The organism is Streptomyces sp. NPDC057099 (genome assembly GCF_042671245.1).
GTDB classification, from domain to species: Bacteria; Actinomycetota; Actinomycetes; order Streptomycetales; family Streptomycetaceae; genus Streptomyces; species Streptomyces purpurascens.
This window is the reverse complement of the sequence record NZ_JBHUTX010000001.1, coordinates 464,813-484,867: the sequence shown is the minus strand read 5'-3', so window position 1 is coordinate 484,867 and position 20,055 is coordinate 464,813. Positions and strand designations below refer to the sequence as shown.

General features: G+C 71.9%; 19 protein-coding genes. 10 read left to right on the top strand and 9 right to left on the bottom strand.

Going from position 1 to position 20,055, the window contains the following annotated elements; all coding sequences use genetic code 11:
• The first annotated feature begins 46 nt into the window (after positions 1-46).
• Together ACFT4A_RS02065 and ACFT4A_RS02060 are read left to right on the top strand one after the other, a co-directional pair.
• A complete protein-coding gene (locus ACFT4A_RS02065) occupies positions 47-709 on the top strand; it encodes a hydrolase (RefSeq protein WP_382825078.1) in 663 nt (220 codons plus the stop codon).
• 40 nt (positions 710-749) lie between these two features.
• The gene (locus ACFT4A_RS02060) at positions 750-3,092 is read left to right on the top strand and encodes an ATP-binding protein (protein WP_382825076.1); all 2,343 of its coding nucleotides are present in this window, start codon (positions 750-752) and stop codon (positions 3,090-3,092) included.
• Positions 3,093-3,115: 23 nt separating this feature from the next.
• On the opposite strand, the gene ACFT4A_RS02055 is transcribed toward ACFT4A_RS02060, so the two are convergent.
• The 3 genes from ACFT4A_RS02055 to ACFT4A_RS02045 form a co-directional block, all read right to left on the bottom strand.
• Positions 3,116-3,784, bottom strand: a complete 669-nt coding sequence (locus ACFT4A_RS02055) for a DUF5701 family protein (RefSeq protein ID WP_382825074.1) — start codon at positions 3,782-3,784, stop codon at positions 3,116-3,118.
• A 66-nt stretch (positions 3,785-3,850) separates the two neighbouring features.
• Positions 3,851-4,819, bottom strand: a complete 969-nt coding sequence (locus ACFT4A_RS02050) for a helix-turn-helix domain-containing protein (protein WP_382825072.1) — start codon at positions 4,817-4,819, stop codon at positions 3,851-3,853.
• A 141-nt stretch (positions 4,820-4,960) separates the two neighbouring features.
• Complete coding sequence (locus ACFT4A_RS02045; protein WP_382825070.1) at positions 4,961-5,797, bottom strand: alpha/beta fold hydrolase; 837 nt, start codon at positions 5,795-5,797, stop codon at positions 4,961-4,963.
• A gap of 222 nt (positions 5,798-6,019) precedes the next feature.
• Here ACFT4A_RS02045 and ACFT4A_RS02040 point away from each other — a divergent pair, with 222 nt between their 5' ends.
• On the top strand, positions 6,020-7,024 hold the full coding sequence (locus tag ACFT4A_RS02040) for a LacI family DNA-binding transcriptional regulator (RefSeq protein WP_382825069.1): 1,005 nt from the start codon (positions 6,020-6,022) through the stop codon (positions 7,022-7,024).
• A 350-nt stretch (positions 7,025-7,374) separates the two neighbouring features.
• Here ACFT4A_RS02040 and ACFT4A_RS02035 read toward each other — a convergent pair whose 3' ends face one another.
• Positions 7,375-8,706, bottom strand: coding sequence for an ABC transporter substrate-binding protein (locus ACFT4A_RS02035; RefSeq protein ID WP_382825067.1), 1,332 nt, complete (start codon positions 8,704-8,706; stop codon positions 7,375-7,377).
• A gap of 228 nt (positions 8,707-8,934) precedes the next feature.
• Here ACFT4A_RS02035 and ACFT4A_RS02030 point away from each other — a divergent pair, with 228 nt between their 5' ends.
• From ACFT4A_RS02030 to ACFT4A_RS02010, 5 genes are all read left to right on the top strand, one after another.
• Positions 8,935-9,900 carry a carbohydrate ABC transporter permease gene (locus ACFT4A_RS02030; protein WP_382825065.1) on the top strand — a complete coding sequence of 322 codons (966 nt, stop codon included), beginning with the start codon at positions 8,935-8,937 and terminating at the stop codon, positions 9,898-9,900.
• Positions 9,897-10,778, top strand: a complete 882-nt coding sequence (locus tag ACFT4A_RS02025) for a carbohydrate ABC transporter permease (protein WP_382825063.1) — start codon at positions 9,897-9,899, stop codon at positions 10,776-10,778. Before ACFT4A_RS02030 ends, ACFT4A_RS02025 begins: the two co-directional genes overlap by 4 nt.
• A gap of 14 nt (positions 10,779-10,792) precedes the next feature.
• Positions 10,793-11,344, top strand: a complete 552-nt coding sequence (locus tag ACFT4A_RS02020) for a DUF624 domain-containing protein (protein ID WP_382825061.1) — start codon at positions 10,793-10,795, stop codon at positions 11,342-11,344.
• 67 nt (positions 11,345-11,411) lie between these two features.
• Positions 11,412-12,746, top strand: coding sequence for a Gfo/Idh/MocA family protein (locus tag ACFT4A_RS02015; protein WP_382825059.1), 1,335 nt, complete (start codon positions 11,412-11,414; stop codon positions 12,744-12,746).
• A gap of 48 nt (positions 12,747-12,794) precedes the next feature.
• Positions 12,795-13,748, top strand: coding sequence for a phosphotransferase family protein (locus tag ACFT4A_RS02010; RefSeq protein WP_382825057.1), 954 nt, complete (start codon positions 12,795-12,797; stop codon positions 13,746-13,748).
• Positions 13,749-13,760: 12 nt separating this feature from the next.
• Here ACFT4A_RS02010 and ACFT4A_RS02005 read toward each other — a convergent pair whose 3' ends face one another.
• Positions 13,761-14,213, bottom strand: coding sequence for an Lrp/AsnC family transcriptional regulator (locus ACFT4A_RS02005; RefSeq protein ID WP_184599130.1), 453 nt, complete (start codon positions 14,211-14,213; stop codon positions 13,761-13,763).
• A gap of 111 nt (positions 14,214-14,324) precedes the next feature.
• Between ACFT4A_RS02005 and ACFT4A_RS02000 the strand changes: the two genes are divergently transcribed.
• Both ACFT4A_RS02000 and ACFT4A_RS01995 read left to right on the top strand, forming a co-directional pair.
• On the top strand, positions 14,325-14,960 hold the full coding sequence (locus tag ACFT4A_RS02000) for a LysE family translocator (RefSeq protein WP_382825055.1): 636 nt from the start codon (positions 14,325-14,327) through the stop codon (positions 14,958-14,960).
• Positions 14,961-15,015: 55 nt separating this feature from the next.
• Complete coding sequence (locus ACFT4A_RS01995) at positions 15,016-15,465, top strand: PaaI family thioesterase (RefSeq protein ID WP_382825053.1); 450 nt, start codon at positions 15,016-15,018, stop codon at positions 15,463-15,465.
• A 16-nt stretch (positions 15,466-15,481) separates the two neighbouring features.
• Here the strand turns inward: ACFT4A_RS01995 and purU are convergent, their stop codons facing one another.
• The 4 genes from purU to ACFT4A_RS01975 are packed head-to-tail and all read right to left on the bottom strand — an operon-like array spanning position 15,482 to position 20,049.
• Complete coding sequence (purU, locus tag ACFT4A_RS01990; protein ID WP_382825052.1) at positions 15,482-16,348, bottom strand: formyltetrahydrofolate deformylase; 867 nt, start codon at positions 16,346-16,348, stop codon at positions 15,482-15,484.
• A complete protein-coding gene (locus tag ACFT4A_RS01985) occupies positions 16,348-16,971 on the bottom strand; it encodes a sarcosine oxidase subunit gamma (protein ID WP_382825050.1) in 624 nt (207 codons plus the stop codon). Before ACFT4A_RS01985 ends, purU begins: the two co-directional genes overlap by 1 nt.
• The gene (locus ACFT4A_RS01980; RefSeq protein WP_382825048.1) at positions 16,964-19,771 is read right to left on the bottom strand and encodes a sarcosine oxidase subunit alpha family protein; all 2,808 of its coding nucleotides are present in this window, start codon (positions 19,769-19,771) and stop codon (positions 16,964-16,966) included. Before ACFT4A_RS01980 ends, ACFT4A_RS01985 begins: the two co-directional genes overlap by 8 nt.
• Entirely contained in the window at positions 19,768-20,049 is a 282-nt protein-coding gene (locus ACFT4A_RS01975; RefSeq protein WP_382825046.1) for a sarcosine oxidase subunit delta, read from the bottom strand. The genes ACFT4A_RS01980 and ACFT4A_RS01975 overlap by 4 nt, the downstream gene beginning before the upstream one ends.
• Between the last annotated feature and the right edge of the window lie 6 nt (positions 20,050-20,055).

Here is a 20,055-nt window from a genome sequence, read left to right as displayed (position 1 = left end):
AACCGGCCGAGATCCGAGCCGGAGTCACGCTCCCCGGAGGACAGAGATGGTCAGCATCGCCGACGTCACCGCCACCCCCAGCCCCGATCTGCTCACGCCGGACAACTGCGCGGTGCTGTTCGTGGACCACCAGCCGCAGATGTTCTTCGGCACCGGCAGCGGCGACCGTACCGCCATCATCAACGCCACCGTCGGTCTGGCCAGAGCCGCCCGGACCTTCGACGTGCCGGTCGTGCTGAGCACCGTGGCCGCCGAGTCCTTCTCCGGCCCGCTCCTGCCGCAGCTGGCGGAGGTCTTCCCCGGGCGGAAGCCCGTCGACCGCACCTCCATGAACGCCTGGGAGGACCGGGAGTTCGTGGAGGCGGTCAAGGCCACCGGGCGGCGCAAGCTCGTCATCGCCGGTCTGTGGACCGAGGTGTGCGTCGTCCTGCCCGCGCTCTCCGCGCTCGCCCAGGGCTACGAGGTCTACGTCGTCACCGACGCGTCCGGCGGTGTCAGCCCGCAGGCCCACGACCACGCGGTCCAGCGCATGGTCCAGGCCGGGGCCGTCCCGGTCACCTGGGTGCAGGTGCTCCTGGAGCTGCAGCGCGACTGGGCCCGAACCGAGACGTACGGCGCGGTGACGGACGTGGTGAAGGAGTACGGCGGCGCCTACGGCCTCGGCATCGTCTACGCGCAGGCCGTCATCGGCGCCCACGCCGCCGGCTGATGCCCGCCGGGCCGGTGGCCGCCGCACGTATCATCGCGCGGTGGACACCGGGGTGGGGACCGCGGCGCCGTTCGGACGGCTGCTGCGCGCGTTACGGCAGAGCAGGCGGCTGACGATCGAGGAACTGGCCGAGGCCTCCGGGGTGTCGGGGCGCGCCATCGGTGACATGGAGCGGGGCAAGAGCCGGCGTCCGCACCGGGGCACCGTCACCGCGCTCGCCCAGGGCCTGGGGCTGGACGAGGCGGCGCACGCGGAACTCCTGGGCGCCGCCCGCGCCGCCCGTCCCGGCACACGGGCCGCCGGGGCCGTCAGGGCCTCGCCGCACACACTGCCGAGGGGCGTGCGCGACTTCGTCGGGCGGCAGGCGGAACTGGCCGTGCTGCGCGCCCTCGCGCGGGAGGCCGACGGCAGCGGGCCGGCGCGGGGCCGGGGGCTGCTCGCACCGCCGGCGGCCGTGGTGTCCGGCCCGCCCGGAAGCGGCAAGACGACCCTGGCGGTCCGGCTGGCCGAGGAGCCGGCGTCGTCCTGCCCCGACGGGGCGTTCCTGGTGGACATGCGGGGTCTGGACGAGCGGCCGCTCCCCGCGGAGCAGGCCTTGTCGGGGCTGCTGGCCTCGTGGGGCGTGGGGGACGCCGAACTGGCCCGGCTCGGCGCGGAGGAGCGGCTCGCCCGCTACCACGAGATCGCCGCCGGGCTCCGCGCGGTCCTGGTGCTGGACAACGCGGGCGGCGAGGAACAGGTCAGGCCGCTGCTGCCGCGCGAGGGGCGGCTGCTCGTGGTGGTGACGAGCCGCCGTGCCCTCGCCGGTCTCGAGGGGGTGCGTCGGGTCGAGCTCGGTGGGCTGAGCCGGCAGGAGTCCGCCGCCCTGCTGCGGGCCGTGGTGGGCGCCGGGCGCGTGGAGGCCGAGCCGGCGGCGGCGGACGTCGTGACCGAGCTGTGCGGTCATCTGCCGCTGGCCCTCAGGGTGGCCGCCAACTGGGCCGCCACCCGCACCAACTGGAGCCTGCGGCGCCTCGCCGACCGGCTCGCCGACGAGGACCGCAGGCTGGACGCGCTCAGCGCGGGCGACCTGCGGATCAACTCCGCCTTCGCGCTCTCCTACTCCCGTCTCGCCCCCGAGGCCGCCCGGATGTTCCGGCTGCTGTCGCTCGTCCCGGGAGGGGACTTCAGCGTGGCACCGGCCGCGGTGCTCGCGGATGTCCCGCTGCCCGACGCCGAGGACCTCCTGGAGGAACTGCTGGAGGCGGGGCTGCTGATGACGTCCCGTCAGGACCGCTACCGGCTGCACGACCTGCTCCGGCTGTACGCGGTCTCCCGTCACCGGCTGGAGGACGGGGAGGAGAGGTCGCTCGCCGCGCGGTCCCGGCTGCGGCACTGGCTGCTGGAGACCGCCGTCCTCGCGGGCCGCTGGTACGAGCCGGACTACGGCATGCCCGCGCCGGACCCCGGCCGGCTGGTCGCCCTCGACGACCGTGAGCGGGCGGCGCGCTGGATCAAGGCGGAGGCCGACACCTGGCTGGCCGCGTTCCGCGAGGCCGCGGCACGGGGCGAGCACAGACGGGTCGTCGAGGTCGCGGAGGCCATGCACTGGTTCTCCGACCACTGGGTGTCCTGGGGCCACTGGACCGAGGTCTACGAGCGTGCCGCGACGGCCGGGGCGGCGCTGGACGACGCCGGTCTGGAGGCGACCCACCGCAACTACCTCGCCTGGGCGTACTGGGCCTGCGCCCGCCGGCACGACGAGGCGGTGGAGTCGGCCACGGCCGCGCTGCGGCTCGCGGGTACGGCCGGGAACGTCCTCCAGCAGGCCTGGGCCCACGCCTATCTCGGCTGGCTGCGGGACGCCGTCGGCGACATGCCGCCCGCCGCCGACCACTACCACCGCGCCCTGGAGCTGTTCACCGAGGCGGACGACGTCACCGGGTATCTGCAGGTGTCCTGCGGGGTGATCAGGGTGCTGCGCGGGGCGGGCCGGGCCCGGGCGGCGGTCGAGACCTACCAGGGCATCCTGGACGCCCTCGCGGATCCCCGTCATCACGACCGGATCCCGCCCAACGTACGGGACTTCACCCTCCTGTCGGCCGTCTACTCGGTGTCGTTCGTCCATCTCGGCCAGGGGCACTGGCAGGAGGCGGCCGACGCGCTGCGCTCCATCCGCGGGCAGTTCGACGCCCGTGGCTGGCACAAGCAGGCGGGCAAGGTCCATCTTCACCTGGGCCAGGCCCTCGCCCACCTCGGCGAGAGGACCGAGGCCGCCGCCGAGTACCGCGCCGTGCTCGACCTCGGCGACCGCGTCCCCGCCGACGTACGGGACGAGGCCAGGGCGGGTCTCGCCGCCCTGGCCACGGGCCGGCCGGCACCGGCCGGCCCGCTCGTGCAGTGAGGGGCGGCCGGTGCGTCCGGAGGCTAGGGCTTGCGGCCCGTGGCGGAGCCGAAGCCGAGCCAGGTGTGGCGGTTGTTCCACCAGCACCAGCCGACCTTCGGGGCGTCGCGGCGCTCGCGGCCGTCGCGGCCGGTGCCGTTGCTGATCCAGATCGCCGGGGTGCGGGCGTCGAACGTGCCGTTCGGCTTGCGCAGCCGGGAGCCGATGGTCATGAAGCACAGGTTGCGCTCCAGGGCCGCCGGTTGCTGGAGCACCCAGTGGATGCCCTCGGTGAGCAGCAGCGGGGTGCGGTCCTCCTTGGTGAGGGCGGGCAGTGCCTCGTCCGGGCTCCAGTTGCTCATGTGGTCGCCGCGGTCGAGGCCGGTGAGGACGTAGAGCGGGGCGTCGGGCAGCTCGATGCCGGTGGGGGTGAACTCATCGACGTCGGGCATGTCGACGACGACGAAGCCCGGCTTTCCCACGCGGCGGAGCAGCGGCGCGAGGGCGGAGGCGGGGGCCCGGTCCGGGTGCACGGCGAGCAGGGCGCCCTCGCTGCCCACCGAGGCCTCGGCGTCGGCTGCGTACGTACGGATCTCGGCGGCCGGCAGCCCGGCGATCTCGTGGACCCCCGACTCGATCAGTCGCTCTGCCTGTGCGCTCAGGGCCGGGAGTACGGGCAGAACAGCGGTGGTTCCGGGCGTGGTCTCGGGCACGATGCTCCCTGGGTCGGCGGCGTGAACAGTGAGGCAACGCGGCGGGCTGCCGGGACGTTCCCGGAATCAGGCATCACATCGGCCGGAAAGACCGTTCCGCTGCCACTCACGGGGCGTCACCCCGTAGGCCGCCCGGAAGGCACGGCTGAAGTGGCTGGGGCTCACGAACCCCCAGCGCCGGGCGACGGTCGCGACCCCGTGTCCCAGGGCCGGGGACCGCAGGAGATCCTTGCGGCACCGTTCGAGGCGCTGGGTCCGGATCCACTCCCCCACCGTGACGCCCTCAAGCTGGAACAGCTTGTGCAGGTAGCGGACCGACATGAAGTGCGCGGCGGCGATCCCCGGCGGAGAGAGGCCCGGGTCGGAGAGGTGGCGCAGGATGTGGTCCTGCACGCGCACGAGGGTGGCCGCGGCGGTCTCCGGTGCCTGGGTGGTGAAGCGGCCTCGGCGCTCGTTGATCAGCAGCGCCAGCAGGTCGAGCGCGGTGGCGGCGAACTGACGGCCCGCGACGGCGTCGAAACCGGCCGCTTCGCGGGCCAGTTGCGCGAAGTAGGTCGCCACCAGTGCGGCACCGCCCTCCCGGCCGGAGAACGCCGTGGCGGTCATCGCCCGCAGATCGTCGTCCCGTACGCGGAGATCCTCGCGAGGGAAGTGGAAGGAGGTGAAACTGAACCTGTCCTGCACCTTCTTGCGGAACAGACGGGAGGAGTCCGAGAGGGAGAAGTCACCCGGCCCTATCCGGGCCTCCCTCCCGTCCTGCTCCTTGAGGGAGCTGCCTCGCTGCTGAAGGGTGAGGATGAGGTGCTCCTTCCCGTCCCGGGCGATCAGGCGCCTGCTGCGCGTCACGACCTGCGGGCCCGCCTGGACGTGCGAGACCCGTAAGGAACCCAGCTCGTTGCTGACGATCTTCCCGGGGGACGGGTCCTTCTCGAGCAGGTGCACATCGAGCGGGACGAAGGTGCGTGACACGGCGTGGTGCCAGCGCTCACCGCGGTCGGCCGCCGACAGTGACGCGGTGCAAAGGACGACGGCCATCCGGTTCCCTCCTGGGCATCATCGAGGGCCGGCAGCTCGGTTCCGCTGCCGGCCCTGACGATGTCACCACCCCGGCCGAGGGCCGTCCAGGAAGAATCGGAGGAAGAATTCGATCACTTCTGCTCGGTCACTTCTGCTCGGTCACTTCTGCAGGAAGGCGAGCAGTGCCGCGTTGACCTCCTCCGCGTGGGTCCAGAGCAGACCGTGCGGAGCGCCCTCGATCTCCACGTAGTCCGCGGCCGGAAGGGCCTTGTGGAACCGCCGCGCCGTCCCGTCCACCGGCAGGATGCGGTCGCCGGTGCCGTGCAGGATCAGAGCCGGCACGTCGATCGCCGGGATGTCGGCCCGGAAGTCGGTGTACCAGGTGGAGGGTGCGGCGGACGCCGCGAAGAACCCGCCGCCCGCGGCGACGTTCCAGCTGTTGCGGACGGCCTCCTCGCTGATCCTCGTGCCCAGGTTCTCGTCGAGGTTGTAGAAGTCGTTGTAGAAGTTCGTGTAGTACGCGTACCGGTCCGCCTTCACGGCCGCGACGATCTCGTCGAAGAACTCCTTCGGGGCGACCCCGCCCGGGTTGTCGTCCGACTTGAGCAGGCAGGGCTCCAGCGAGGCGAGGAAGGCGACCTTGGCGACCCGGCCGGAGCCGTGGGCCGACACGTAGCGGGCGACCTCGCCGGTGCCCATCGAGAAGCCGACGAGGACGGCGTCGCGCAGGTCGAGGGTCTCCATCACGGTGTTCAGGTCGGCCGCGAAGGTGTCGTAGTCGTAGCCGGTCGTCGGCTGGGAGGACTGACCGAAGCCGCGCCGGTCGTACGTGATCACGCGGTACCCGGCGTCCAGCAGTACGGCGCTCTGCCGCTCCCAGGAGTGCCCGTCGAGCGGGAAGCCGTGGATGAGGACGACCGGCTGCCCGGATCCGTGGTCCTCGTAGTACAGGTCGATGGCGGTGGAGTTCTCCTGGCCCACGGTGATGTACGGCATGCGCTGCTTCCTCGTTTCGGGAGGGCGGTTGGAAGGGATGCGGCCACGCTAGGCCGGAGGCCGGGCGGGCGGTTGCCGTGCAGCGCACGACTCCTTGACCGGGCGCGCACTCCCGTCAGTCTGCAACAGGAGCGGAAAGGTTTGCCGTCACGACTCCGCAGGAAATGGGCCTGGCCCGCCCTTCTCATTGACGGGAATGGCACGGAGTGAAAATCTCGGGGCGTGCAGGTGACAATTCGAGAGGTCGCACAGGCGGCCGGCGTCTCCCCGTCCACCGTGTCCCGGGCGCTGGCGCCGGACGGGACGGTGAGCGCGGCCACCCGGGACCGGGTGCAGGCGGCGGCCGACCGTCTCGGCTACCAGCCGAACCGTGCGGCACGGGGTCTGATCACCGGGCGTACCGGGGCCGTGGGTCTGATCGTGCCGGATCTGCTGAACCCGTTCTACGCGGAGGCCTGCAAGGGGGCACAGGCCCGGGCCCGGGGGCTCGGTCACTCGCTGATCGTGAGTGACGCCGAGCGCGACGAGGGCCTCGAGATGGACGCCATCCGCACGCTGGCCCCGCAGGTGGACGGCATCGTGCTGACCGCGTCCCAGCTGAGCGACGAGGAGCTGGGATCGCTGGGCCGGCTCACCGCCAAGCCGGTGGTGCTGCTGCATCGCCGGGAGCCCGGGTTCCCGAGTGTCACGGCCGACCTGGCCGAGGGGATGACGGACGCCCTGACGCATCTGCACGCGCTCGGCCACCGCCGGATCGCCTACGTGGGCGGTCCCCGCAGCACGTGGGAGGCGCGGGAGCGGGCGGCCGGGGTCGAGGCGATGGCACAGGGCGGCACGATCGATCTGGTGCGGGTGGGCAGCGTGGCCCCGCACTTCGACGGGGGCATCACGGGTGCGGCGGACGTGGTGCTGGCCAGCGGGGCGACCGCGGTGGTCGCGTTCAACGACATCGTCGCCTTCGGGCTGATCAGCCGCTTCACCGCGCGCGGGGTCCGGGTCCCGGACGACATGAGCGTGGTGGGCTGCGACGACATCGCCCTGTCCGGCATGGCCGCGCCCCCGCTCACCACGGTCTCGGTACCCAAGGCACACGCGGCGCGAGCCGCCGTGGACCTGCTGTTCCGCACCCTCAGGACACCCGAGGTCGAGGGCGAGGAACCGATGCAGCGGGTGCTGCCGACCCACCTCGTCGTACGCGGTTCGACGGCGGCGCTGACGAAGCGCTGAACGGGGCCGGCACGGGGCGCGCCCCGCCGTCCCGACGGCGGGCCCGGGCCAGACCCTGATCCGGGCCGGCACGGCACGGCCCGCGGGTTCCACGACAGCACAGGCCAAGAGCCGGAGTGGCGTGCCGCCGTCTCGACGACAGCACAGGCGAAGCGCTGAGCCGGACCAGCACGGCGCGCCCCGCCACTCCCACGCCGGCACAGGCCAAGGACTGAGCCGAGCCGGTACAGCGTGACCCGCCGCTTCCACGCCAGCACGGCGAAGCGCTGAGCCGGACCAGCACGGCGCGCCCCGCCACTCTCGCGCCGGCACAGGCCAGGCCCCGAGCCGGGCCCGCGCCGCGTCGGCGCTCAGCCCTGCGGCACGCTCGTGTGGAACTTGTCCCACATCTCGCCCGCGGCCTCCCGTACTTCGGACTTGCCGAAGATGATGTCCTGGTAGACGCGCCGGAACTCGTTCTTGTCCTCGTCCGCGCCGGACGGGGCCGGGGGCAGGGGCGGTGCGAGGTCGTCCCGGACGTCGTCGACGTAGCGGGCGATGACCCGGTCGCCGCCGGTGAGTTTCGGTGCCAGCCGGTCGAGGTTGCGCTGGTTGGGCGGCAGCCCGCGCACCACGCCGAGCGCCTCGGCCGCCCCGGGGTCGTTGACCAGGAAGTCGATCAGCAGCGCGGCCTCACGCCGGTGCGGGGACGTGCGCCGGACGCACAGTGACGACGAGGCCGCGACGGCCATCCCCGGCGGTGCCGAGGCCGACACCGTCGGGAAGGGGATGGGGGTGACCTCGCCGTAGGTCTCCCAGTACGACGTGCCCGAGGAGGTGATCTGGAACTCGGCGGTGGACAGCTTCCGCACGAGCGCCCGGTCGCCGGCCCCGCCGCTGAGCGAGGACGCGGTGACGGGCGGCGGCGTGAAGACGCCCTTGTCCAGCAAGCGCTCCATGAGTTCCCAGTAGCCGCGCAGATCGGCCTCGGTGAAGCCGGTGGAGCCGTCGCCGGTGTAGAGCGACTTGCCGCGCTGCACCAGCCAGACGTGGAAGCACTCGACGTAGCCGCCGAAGTCGGTCAGCGGTGAACGGCCGGGTACGGCCCGCTTCAGCTTCGGGCCGACGTCGTTCAGCAGGTCGTCCCAGGTCCAGCCCGCCTTGGGGATGCCGACCCCGGCCTTGCGCCACAGCGCGGGGTCGATGAACACGGCGGTGGTGGCGACGCCCGTCGGGATGCCGACCAGCTTCCCGTCGACCTGGCCGGTCTGCTGGAAGAGCCGGGGGATGCGGCTGCGGGAGATCGCCGAGAACCGCGGCTCGGCGAGGTCCGCGAGGACGTCACGGTCCGCGTAGGTGCGCAGGTAGGCGACGTCCATCTGCATGACGTCGGGCCCGCCGCCGGCCGCGACCTGGGTGGCGAGCCGCTGGAGGTAGGCGTCGTACCCGGCGTACGAGGTGGCCACCTTGATCTTCGGATGGCGCAGCTCGAAGAGCCGCACGGCCTTCTCGGTGGCCAGGTTGCGGTCCTCGGAGCCCCACCACTGGAAGTCGAGCGTCACCGTGCCGTCGGCGGAGACATCGCGCGCGCCGCAGCCGGCGGCGGCCGAGGCCACCGGGAGGGCCGCGAGCGAGGCCAGCAACCGCCGGCGCGACAGCCCGGTGGTCGGGAGCGGGGACGGGGAACGGCGTGCTGGAGACATCGCGGCCCTTCGGTCGGCTGGAGTGCAAACGTTGCCACTCTGTTTCCGGTTGGCCGGGAAGCTACGCCCCTCGCGAGGGCTCCGTCAATCGTGCCGACCGAATTTGACCTGCGGAGTGAAGGGTCGGCGGAGGGAGGCAGACAGGTTCGCCCGACCTCTTGCCGACTGAAAACACCGCATGCAATCGTTGCCACCCGTTGTCCAGCCCCGCCGTGTAGGAGGGCTCCGATGAGCCAGGCGACCGCTCCGCCCCGTCCCATGCCGCCGCCGAGCGGTGCCCTCCCCGCCGCGCGGCATCCGGGTCGGCGCCGTCGTTCACAAGCCCTGTCGGGTCATGTGTTCCTGGCGCCCTGGCTGATCGGCACCCTGGTGCTGACGCTGGGTCCGATGGTGATCTCGCTGTATCTGTCGTTCACCGACTACGACTTGTTCTCCCGGCCCCGCTGGGTGGGACTGGCGAACTACCGCTACATGCTGGAGGACGACCGGTTCCTCACCTCGGCCGGCGTCACCCTCGAGTACGCCCTGATCGGTACCCCGTTGAAGCTGGCCGCCGCGCTCGCCGTGGCGCTGCTGCTGAACCGGGCGAGCCGTGGGGTGGGCGTGTACCGGGCGGCGTTCTACGCGCCCTCGCTGCTCGGTGCGAGCGTCAGCGTCGCCCTGGTGTGGCGGGCGCTGTTCGCCACGGACGGTGCGACCGACCGTTCGCTGGCGTTCTTCGGTGTGCACGTCGGCGGCTTCACCGACAACCCGGACTACGCCCTGTATCCCCTGGTCCTGCTGACGGTCTGGCAGTTCGGCGCGCCGATGGTGGTGTTCCTGGCGGGGCTGAAGCAGATCCCGAAGGAGCTGTACGAGTCGGCCTCGCTGGACGGCGCCGGCCGGATGCGGACGTTCTTCTCGATCACGCTGCCGATGCTGTCCCCGGTGCTGTTCTTCAACCTGGTGCTGGAGATCATCCACTCGTTCCAGGCCTTCACCCCGGCGTTCGTGATCAGCGGCGGCACCGGAGGCCCGTCGGACTCGACGCTGCTGTACTCGCTCTACCTCTACCAACAGGCGTTCGCGAGCTTCCACATGGGCTATGCCTCGGCGATGGCGTGGGTGCTGCTGGCCGTCATCGCGCTGATCACGTACGCCGTCTTCCGCAGCGCCCGGCTGTGGGTCTTCTACGCACAGGAGGACGCGTCGTGACGACGACCGCGGCATCCCCCGCTCCCGCTCAAGCCCCCGCCGGGCGCACTCCGCTGCGGACCGCGGCCTGGCACGCCGTCTGTGTGGTGATCGGGCTCGTCCTGCTCTACCCGGTGCTGTGGCTGCTCACCGCGTCGTTCAAGTCCGGGGAGGAGGTCATCTCCAACCTGAGCCCGATTCCGAAGCTGTTCACGCCGGGCAACTACACCGAGGCGGTCGACGGTGTCAGCGGCCTGACCCTGTGGAGGCTGTTCGGCAACTCGCTGCTCATCTCCGTCGGCACGGTCATCGGCAATGTCCTGTCCTGCTCGCTCGCCGCCTACGCCTTCGCCCGGCTCCGCTTCCGAGGCCGGGGCCTGTACTTCGCGCTGATGATCGGCACCCTCATGCTGCCGGCGCATCTGATGCTGATCCCGCAGTACGTGATCTTCCAGGAACTCGGCATGGTGGGTACGTATCTGCCGCTGATCCTGCCGAAGTTCCTCGCCACGGAGGCGTTCTTCGTCTTCCTCGTCGTCCAGTTCATCCGCTCGCTGCCGGCCGAGCTCGACCAGGCGGCGGCGATCGACGGCTGCGGCCCGTACCGCACCTTCTGGCATGTGATCATGCCGCTGCTCAAGCCGGCGATCGTCACCACGACGATCTTCTCCTTCATCTGGAGCTGGAACGACTTCTTCTCCCAGGTGATCTACCTGGTCGAGCCGGAGACCTACACGCTCCAGCTCGGGCTGCGGATGTTCGTCGACATGGACGGCAGCGCCATGTTCGGCCCGATGTTCGCGATGTCGGTCCTGACCCTGGTTCCCGTGCTGTTGTTCTTCCTCGCCTTCCAGCGGCTGCTGGTGGAGGGCGTGCAGACCACCGGTCTGAAGGGCTGAGAGGACGACACGCCATGACCCGTACGTGGTTCGCCCGCTTCGCCGACTGTCTGCTGCTCGGCGTCCTGCTGCTGCTCGCCTCGCTGCCGGTGGTCACGGCCTTCCCGGCGCTGGTCGCGGGGTGCGCGGTGCTGCGCGAACAGGCCGGTGACGGCGAGGGGGTGACGGTCAGGCACTTCCTGAGGCGATTGCGTGCGGTGCTGAGGTCGGGCCCCGCCGTGTGGGCCGTGCCCACCGCAGTACTGGCGCTGCTGTGGCTGGACGCGTTGGCCCTGGACGCCCGCGGCCCCGGACCCGGGCTCGTCTTCGCCGCCGCCACGGCCGTCCTCGCGGCGCTCGGCCTGCGCTGCGCCGCCGCCTGGCGGGAGGGGACGCCCTGGCGTACGACCCTGGCCGTCGTGTTCCGGTCGGTGCCGCGGCACCCGCTCGCGCCCGTCCTGCTCGCCGGGGCCGTCGGCGCCACGGTCGTACTGCTCGCCCTGACCCCGGTCGTGCTGCTCGTCGTCCTCGGCCCGCTGGCCTTCGCCGCGACGGCGGCGGACGCCTGGCGGCCCGTGACACCCTGAGCCACCCCGCACCTTCCCCTCCCGTCCCGTCCCCTCCCGTCCCTCCCCTCAACCGAAGGAGACCTGCATGTCGTCCGACACCGCACGCCGCCGAGCCGCCGTCGTCGGCCTGGGTGCCCGCGCCCGGCTGTTCGCCCAGGCGCTGGCCGGTCCCTACGCGGACCGGTTCGAACTGGCCGGCTTCTGCGATGTCAACTCCCACCGCATGGCGGTCCACAACGCCTGGATCGCGGACGCCCGCCCGGGCCTTCCTCCCGTACCGGCGTACGCGGCCGAGGACTTCGAGGAGATGTTGCGCCGCGAGCGCATCGACCTGGTCGTGGTGTGCACGGTGGACCACACCCACGACCACTACATCGTGGCTGCCCTGGAAGCGGGCTGCGACGTGGTCACCGAGAAGCCCATGACCACGGACGCCGAGAAGGCCCGCCGCATCCTGGAAGCGCAGCGGCGCACCGGGCGCGAGGTCCGGGTCGCCTTCAACTACCGCTACAACCCGGCGCATTCGGCCGTACGGGAACTGATCTCCTCCGGGGAGATCGGCGAGGTCGGCTCGGTGCACTTCGAGTGGCTGCTCGACCTGCGACACGGCGCCGACTACTTCCGCCGCTGGCACCGTGACAAGGCCAACTCCGGCGGCCTGATGGTGCACAAGTCCACCCACCACTTCGACCTGGTCAACTGGTGGCTGGGCACCCGCCCCGAGACCGTCTTCGCACAGGGCGGCCTGTTCTTCTACGGCGACGAGGCCGGCCGGCGCCGGAACCTCGCCCGGGAGTACGAGCGCGCTCATGGCTCCCCGGCCGCCGAGGCCGACCCGTTCGCCGTACACCTCTCCGACTCGTCGGTGCTCAGCGCGCTGTACCTGGACGCGGAGGCGGAGGACGGCTACCACCGCGACCAGAACGTGTTCGGCCCCGGGGTGACGATCGAGGACGACATGGCGGTGCTGGTCCGCTACGCCACCGGCGCGACCCTGACGTACCACCTCACCGCGTACTCCCCGTGGGAGGGCTACCGGGTCGCCTTCAACGGCAGCAAGGGTCGCCTGGAGCTGCTGGTGGAGGAGTCGACATGGACCCCGCCCCGGGTGCGGACGCACAGCTCCGAGCCCGTCCTGCACGGTGCCGAGGCCGAGGACACCGCCGGACGTACCGAGCTGCTGCTGCGCCCCTTCTGGGAGGAGCCGCGCGAGATCAAGGTGGCGTCCGGCGAGGGCGGGCACGGCGGCGGTGACGTACGCATGCTGGAGGATCTTTTCGGCACCCGGGCCCCGGACCCCCTGCGGCGCGCGGCGGACGCGGCAGACGGTGCCCAGTCCCTGGTCACCGGCCTGGCCGCGAACCGCTCCTTCGAGACCGGACTCCCGGTGCGCACACGGGACTTGCTCCCACCTGACTGATCGCTATTTCATCGCACCGCGCGTCCCTGGCGTGACACGATCGGCGGCATGGATGGATTCTTAGCTCCTGATCAGATCGAGGCCCGTAAGTCCCGTGCTTTCGCAGCCGCCGTCGCCGCGGGTCGGGACCTGGGGCTCGCGGTGTCGGACGCGAGGGTGATCTACGACGTGTTCTCCGTCGTGGTGCACCTCGCTCCGTCACCGGTGGTGGTGCGGGTGCCGACCGTCCTGCCGTCGTACTCCGACCCCGGGTCCCAGGCGGCGCGGCAGCGGCTGGAGCTCGATGTCGTGGCGTGGCTCGCGGAGCAGGGCCACCCGGTGATTCCGCCGAGCCCGCTCGTGCCGCGCGAGCCGGTGCTGCGCGACGGTTTCTCGATGACGTTCTGGCAGTTCGTCGAGCTGGACCAGAGCGTCGAGCCGGATTACGCGCACCACGCCGGTCTGGCGGCCGACCTGCACGCCGCGCTGCGCGAGTACCCCGGCGAGCTGCCGTTCCTGTCGGCGGCGGAACCGCGGTTCGTCTCCGAGGGGCTTGCCGTGCTCGAAGGGCGGCCCGACCTCCTGGAGCCGGCCGACCTCGACCGCGCCCGGCGCGAGTGGGAGATCCTGGAGCCGGTCGTCAGCTCACGCGCGGCATTCGAGGCGGCGTTCCCCGGCATCGGGTTCCAGCCGATCCACGGGGACTCCCCCGCCGCCAACATCGTCTCCGCCACGGACGGCGAGCTGTACTCCGACTTCGAGCTGGCCACCCTCGGCCCGGTCGAATGGGACCTGGCGGCCCTCGGCCCCGAGTGCGAGGCCGCGTACAACACGGCCGCCGAGCGCCGGGGTCTGCGGCAGCTGGACGAGGGCGTGCTGCGCTTCGTCAACGCCGTCGGCATGTCCCGCGCGGTGGCCTGTCTCGCCCTCGCCCCGCGGCTCCCCCTGCTCGTGGAGGCGCTGAAGCCGGCGGTGGAGCAGTGGCGGACGATGCCGTTCGCGGGCGGTCTGGGCGCTGAGTGAGCGAGGCCCTGCTCACTCCGGCAAGGGCCGGTCGTCGACCACGTGCTTCATGACGAGGGTGGACGTCAGCCGCTGGATGCCGGGGAGGCGGGCGAGCTGCTGGTCGTAGAGCTGCTGGAAGGCGGCGAGGTCGGTGGTGGCGACGCGCAGGAGGTAGTCGGGGTCGCCGAACAGACGCTGGGCCTGGAGGACGTGGGGGACGGCGGCCACGCCCTCCTCGAAGGCGGTGACGGTGTCGGCGTCCTCCCAGCGCAGGGTGACGAAGACGAGGGCCTCGAAGTTGAGGCCCACGGCGACCGGGTCGACGACCGCGCGGTAGCCCCGGATCGCGCCCTCGCGTTCGAGATCGCGCAGGCGGCGGTGGCAGGGCGAGACGCTCAGCTTCACGCGGGCGGCCAGCTCGGTGACCGTGAGGCGGCCGTCCAACTGCAGCTCGGTAAGAATTTTCCGGTCCAGGGCATCCATGGAGAAGATTCTGCCTCAGATCACGCGATCAAGGGGTAAAGAAGGGAACACCTTCGGGCAGATCCGGCCTAGCCTTCCTCTCGCAACACTGCACGTGAGAGGGGCCGATCCATGGACACGACGACGCTGGCGGCATTTCTGGCCGTGGATCTGCTGCTGGTGTTCACGCCCGGCGCGGACTGGGCCTACGCGATCGCCGCGGGGCTCCGGGACCGGTCGGTCGTGCCGGCGGTCGCCGGGCTGATAGCCGGGTACGCGGGATACACACTGCTCGCGGTCGCGGGTCTGGTGGTGATCGTGGCGAGTTCGGCGACCCTGCTCACGGCGCTGACCGTGGCCGGGGCCGGCTATCTGGTGTGGCTCGGCTGGGGCGTGCTGCGGCAGCCGGCCACGCTGACGGCCTCCGAGGCGGAGGTGGGCGCGGGCTCGGGGGCGGGCGCCTCCCGTTTGCGGATCATGCTCAAGGGAGCCGGGATCAGCGGCCTCAATCCGAAGGCGCTGCTGCTGTACTTCTCGCTGTTCCCGCAGTTCATCGACCCCGCGGGCGGCTGGCCGGTCGCCACGCAGACCGGGCTGTTCGGCACGCTGCACATGACCGTCTGCGCCGTCGTCTACCTCACCGTCGGCGTCCTGGCCCGTACCGTCCTGAGCACCAGGCCGTCCGCGGCCCTGGCGGTCACCCGCACGTCCGGTGCGCTGATGATCGCCATCGGCGGGTTCCTGCTGCTGGAACGCCTCGTCGGCTGACGAACCCGGCGCACCCTGGTGCGCAACCCCGCGATGTCCGCCCGAAGGAGAGCACGTGGAACAGCAGGAGCAGCAGGAGCAGGCGAGCCCGGAGACGGAGGCCCGGATCCGCGAGAGCTTCGGGCGGCAGGGGCTGATGGCGCATCTGGGTGCCCGGATCACGCGGATCGCGCCCGGCCGCGTCCACATCGAGCTCCCGGGCCGCCCGGAAGTCACGCAGCAGCACGGCTACTTCCACGCGGGCGCCACCAGCGCGATCGCGGACAGCGCCGGCGGCTACGCGGCGCTCACCCTCTTCCCCGAGGGCACGGACGTGCTCACCGTCGAGTACAAGATCAACCTCCTCGCCCCGGCCGTCGGTGACCACCTCGAAGCGGTCGGTACGGTCCTGAAGTCCGGGCGGACGCTGACCGTGTGCCGGCTGGAGGTGTTCGGCGTCCAGGACGGCCGGACCGGGCTCGTCGCGAGCGGGCAGCAGACCCTGATCCGTGTGAACCCGAGCTGAGACAGGTCCGCGGGCGTCAGCGGAGGATCACCGTACGTCTGCCCTGGACGAACACCCGGCCCTCGCAGTGCCAGCGCACCGCCCGGGCCAGGGCCGCCGACTCCGCGTCCCGGCCGATGGCGACGAGGTTCTCGGGGGTGTGGCTGTGGTCGACGTCCCTGACCTCCTGGGCGATGATCGGGCCTTCGTCGAGGTCGGCCGTGACGTAGTGGGCCGTCGCCCCGACGAGTTTGACGCCGCGTTCGTGGGCCTGGTGGTAGGGCTTGGCTCCCTTGAAGCTCGGCAGGAACGAGTGGTGGATGTTGATCGCCCGTCCGGCCAGCCGAGAACACAGGCTGTCCGAGAGGACCTGCATGTAGCGCGCCAGCACGACCAGGTCGACGTCGAACGAGTCGACGAGGCCGAGGAGCCGGGCCTCCGCTTCCGGCTTGGTCGCGGCGGTGACCGGGACGTGGAAGAACGGGATGCCGTGCCAGGTGACGAGCGCCTCGTGGTCGCGGTGGTTGGAGACCACCGCGACCACGTCGACGGGCAGGTCACCGCTGCGGGCGCGGAAGAGCAGGTCGTTGAGGCAGTGGCCATAGCGGGACACCATGACCAGCACCCGGCGCCGTGTGCTGACGGGTTCGAGGTGCCACCGCATGGCGAAGGGGGCGGCCACGGCGGCGAAGTCGCGGCGCAGAGTCTCCGTCGCGGTCTCGTCGGCGGTGGCGGCGAAGCGCACCCGCATGAAGAAGTGTCCGTCGCGGCGGTCGCCGAACTGCTGGTTGTCGATGATGTCGCTGCCGTGCTCCAGCAGGAACCGTGAGACGGCGTGGACGATGCCGGGAGCCTCGGGGCAGTCGAGGGTCAGGACGTGCTCGGTGTGGGGTGACGTGCTCATCAGGGCACCTCCGCGCCGCGGAACTCACTCATCGCGTCGATGAGCCAGCGCCCCAGGTGGTCGGCGAACGAGGAGCGCGGAAGCAGGTGGTAGGCGGGCGCGTCGTCGAGCTGCCGGAGCAGCACCGCGACCGGGCCCACCGTGGTCGACACCGCCCGGCCCGGACCGAAGGCCCGGGGATGCAGGTCCAGGGGGCAGCCCTTCTCCAGCACCTGGCGGGCGGACGGGCCGCGCAGCTCCAGCGTGGTGCGGTTGGCGGAGACGTCCACGACCGAGCCCGGGTCTCCCCCGAGTGCCTCCCGCAACTCGGCGGTCAGGGCGGTCCCGTCGGCCCGGGAGACGACGAGCCACTCGTCGGGTCCCAGCCAGACGGCCGTGTGCGGGCCGGACGCGGTGGTGTGGCCGCACTCGCGCGGGAGTCGCGCCCCCAGGGTCTTCTCGATGCGCCCGGCCGTGTCGGAAGCGGGGGCGACGCGCACATTCACCATGGTGAGGAACGGCCGCTCCATCAACGTGACTCCCCGGGCGCCGGTGACCGCGGCGGCCCGCATCCGGTCCTCCAGATGCGCGAGGGGACTTCTGCGCAGGGCCACCGGGCCTGTGTCGTTCGTCTGCTCAGCCATCTCGCTTGGTCCCTTCGGGGTCGTAGAGGACGCAGTCGGCCACCTCGACGGGCACCAATACCTCGCCCACCGGGGCGAGCAGGGTCGCGCCGATCCTGGACCGCCCGTCGGCGACGAGGGCCAGGGCGAAGGGGCGGCCGAGGGCCGGGCTGTGGTAGCTGGAGGTGACATGGCCGAGCATCGGCACGGGCACCGTCTCCAAGGAGACGTCCGGCGCGACGAGTTGGGTGCCCTCGGGCAGCCGCGTCGTACGGTCGCTCGGCAGCAGGCCGACCAGGTGCTTGCGGTCGGTGCGGGAGGTGTCCGCGCGGGCGAAGGACCTCTTGCCGATGAAGTCCTTCCGCTGGGAGACCACCCAGGACATGCCCGCGTCCTGCGGGGTGACGGTGCCGTCGGTGTCCTGGCCGACGATGATGTAGCCCTTCTCGGCCCGCAGGACGTGCATGGTCTCGGTGCCGTAGGGGGTGATGTCGTACGGCCGACCGATCGCGTCCACCTCCTCCCACACCGCGAGGCCGTACCACGCGGAGACATTGATCTCGTAGGCGAGTTCACCGGAGAAGGAGATCCGGCAGATGCGGGCCGGGATACCGGAGGCCAGGGTCGTCTCGCGGAAGGCCATGAAGGGGAAGGCCTCGTTCGACAGGTCGACGTCGGGGGCGAGATGGGCGAGGACCTCGCGCGACTGCGGGCCCACGACGGCGATCGTCGCCCACTGCTCGGTCACCGAGGTGCAGTGCACGTCGAGTTCGGGCCACTCGGTCTGCAGCCACTCCTCCAGCCAGTCCAGGACCCCGGCGGCGCCGCCGGTCGTGGTGGTCATGAAGTAGCGGTCGTCGTCGAGGCGCAGCGTGACGCCGTCGTCGAAGATCATGCCGTCGGGCTTGCACATCACGCCGTAGCGGGCCGTGCCGGGCTTCAGCTTCTTGAAGGCGTTGGTGTAGACGCGGTTGAGGAACTCGCCCGCGTCCGCGCCCCGGATCTCGATCTTGCCGAGGGTGGAGGCGTCCATGAACGCCACTCCCTCGCGGGCCGCCCGGCACTCCCGGGCCACGGCCGTGTCCATGTCCTCGTCGTGCCGCGGGTAGTAGCGGGGGCGCCTCCACTGCCCGACGTCCTCGAACTCCGCGCCGTGCGCGACATGCCAGCCGTGGATCGAGGTGGTGCGCTCCGGGTCGAACAGCTCGCCGCGGTCCCGCCCGGCCAGTGCGGCGAAGGCGATCGGTGTGTACGGCGCCCGGTAGGCCGTGGTGCCGATCTCGCCCGGCGAACCGCCGAGGATCTCGGCGATCACCCCGATCGCGTTGACACCGGACGTCTTGCCCTGGTCGCCCGCCGTGCCGAGCGACGTGTAGCGCTTGATGTGCTCGACGCCCCGCATCCCGGCCCCGGTCGAGCGCAGGACGTCGGCGACGGTGACATCGCGTTGCAGGTCGACGAAGTGGGTGTCCCAGGAGTCACCACCGGGCACCAGCCACAGGGCGCGCACCTCGGGCCGCGTCGGCTCGGGCGGAGCGGGCGGCACCCGCACCGGGAACCCGGCCTCCGTCGCGGCCCGCGCACCCGCCCGCGCTCCCTCGGCCAGGCAGTCGTCGAGGTCGTGCGATCCCCGCGCCGCCCCCACGACCTGCTGATCCCGTACGGCGCCCTCGGGGACGAACGCGACCAGCTCCTCGTCCCAGCGCAGCCGCCCCTGCCGCTGGCTGTGCAGATGCACCACCGGGCTCCACCCGCCGGAGACGGCCAGCAGGTCGCAGTCGAACGACTCCGGTTCACCCCCGTCGAGGGCCCGGACGGTGACACCCGTGATCCGGCCGTCCCCCTCGGTCCCGACCACCGCACTGCCCGTCAGCACCCGCACCCCGGTCGCCGCGGCGACCTCGGCGGCCCGGGAGGACAGCTCGGCGCGCGCGTCCACGACGGCGGCGACGGGGATGCCCGCGCCGTGCAGATCGGCGACCGTGTCGTAGGCGCTGTCGTTGGTCGTGCTCACCACGGCCCGCGAACCCGGGGCCACGGCATACCGGTTGAGGTACGTCCGCACGGCCCCGGCGAGCATCACCCCGGGCCGGTCGTTGCCGGCGAAGACCAGCGGACGCTCGTGCGCGCCGGTCGCCAGGACCACCTGACGGGCCCGGATGTGCCACAGCCGCTGCCGGGAGACGTCTTCCAGCGTTCCCAGGTGGTCGGTGCGCCGCTGGAGAGCGAGCACGTAGTTGTCGTCGTAGGAGCCGAAGGCCGTGGTGCGGGGCAGCACGACGACCTCCGGGGCGGCGTCGAGGGCCGCCCGGACGTCGGCGACCCACTCGGGTTCGGAGAACAGCGAACCACCGGCCTCGGGCCGGTCGTCGACGAGGACCACCCGGGCGCCGGAACCGGCGGCAGCGGCGGCGGCCGCGAGTCCGGCCGGTCCGGCGCCGACGATCAGGACATCGGTGTGTGCGTACTTCTTGTCGTAGACGGCGGGGTCGGGGGTCGGGTCGAGCCGGCCCATTCCCGACAGGGTGCGGGCGGACAGGCCGTCGTACAGCTCCACCGTCGTCGCCGGGAGCATGCCCTCCGAGCAGGGGCCGTCGAGCTGCACCAGGGCGTTGGGTTCCTCGGGCCCCGCGGCGACGATGCCGCGCGGGCGTCCCCGGTAGAGGGACGGGGCGACCTCGACGAGGCCGTTCGCCAGCAGGGCCGAGGCGAGGGTGTCGCCGGGGTGGCCGGTCAGTTCCCGGCCGTCGACGGTGAACCGCAGCACGGTGCCGCGGTCGACACGGCCGCCCTGCGGGAGCCGGAAGCGCTGGTCGGTCATCGGTTCCCTCCGGGGCGGGGCTCGTCGAGGCGGTACGAGGTCAGCACCTCGTGGGTGGCGGTGTCGCGCAGGACGTTGAACCAGCGGCGGCAGCCGATGGTGTGCATCCACCGTTCGGCGAAGGGGCCCTTGGGGTTGTCCCGGTAGAAGACGTACGCGGCCCACTGCTCGTCGGTGAGCTCGCCCGGGTTCTCGGGGTGGGGGACGTGGGCCTGGCCGCCGTAGTGGTACTCGGTCTCGTCGCGCGGACCGCACCAGGGGCAGGTGATGAGCAGCACGGTGTC

Coding starts and splice junctions, on each gene's coding strand:
- ACFT4A_RS02030 (WP_382825065.1), top strand. CDS start 8,935: ATGAGCCAGGCGACCGCTCCGCCCCGTCCCATGCCGCCGCCGAGCGGT.
- ACFT4A_RS01980 (WP_382825048.1), bottom strand. CDS start 19,771: ATGACCGACCAGCGCTTCCGGCTCCCGCAGGGCGGCCGTGTCGACCGC.
- ACFT4A_RS02045 (WP_382825070.1), bottom strand. CDS start 5,797: ATGCCGTACATCACCGTGGGCCAGGAGAACTCCACCGCCATCGACCTG.
- ACFT4A_RS02020 (WP_382825061.1), top strand. CDS start 10,793: ATGACCCGTACGTGGTTCGCCCGCTTCGCCGACTGTCTGCTGCTCGGC.
- ACFT4A_RS02050 (WP_382825072.1), bottom strand. CDS start 4,819: ATGGCCGTCGTCCTTTGCACCGCGTCACTGTCGGCGGCCGACCGCGGT.
- ACFT4A_RS02000 (WP_382825055.1), top strand. CDS start 14,325: ATGGACACGACGACGCTGGCGGCATTTCTGGCCGTGGATCTGCTGCTG.
- ACFT4A_RS02005 (WP_184599130.1), bottom strand. CDS start 14,213: ATGGATGCCCTGGACCGGAAAATTCTTACCGAGCTGCAGTTGGACGGC.
- ACFT4A_RS01985 (WP_382825050.1), bottom strand. CDS start 16,971: ATGGCTGAGCAGACGAACGACACAGGCCCGGTGGCCCTGCGCAGAAGT.
- ACFT4A_RS02035 (WP_382825067.1), bottom strand. CDS start 8,706: ATGTCTCCAGCACGCCGTTCCCCGTCCCCGCTCCCGACCACCGGGCTG.
- ACFT4A_RS02015 (WP_382825059.1), top strand. CDS start 11,412: ATGTCGTCCGACACCGCACGCCGCCGAGCCGCCGTCGTCGGCCTGGGT.
- purU (WP_382825052.1), bottom strand. CDS start 16,348: ATGAGCACGTCACCCCACACCGAGCACGTCCTGACCCTCGACTGCCCC.
- ACFT4A_RS02010 (WP_382825057.1), top strand. CDS start 12,795: ATGGATGGATTCTTAGCTCCTGATCAGATCGAGGCCCGTAAGTCCCGT.
- ACFT4A_RS02065 (WP_382825078.1), top strand. CDS start 47: ATGGTCAGCATCGCCGACGTCACCGCCACCCCCAGCCCCGATCTGCTC.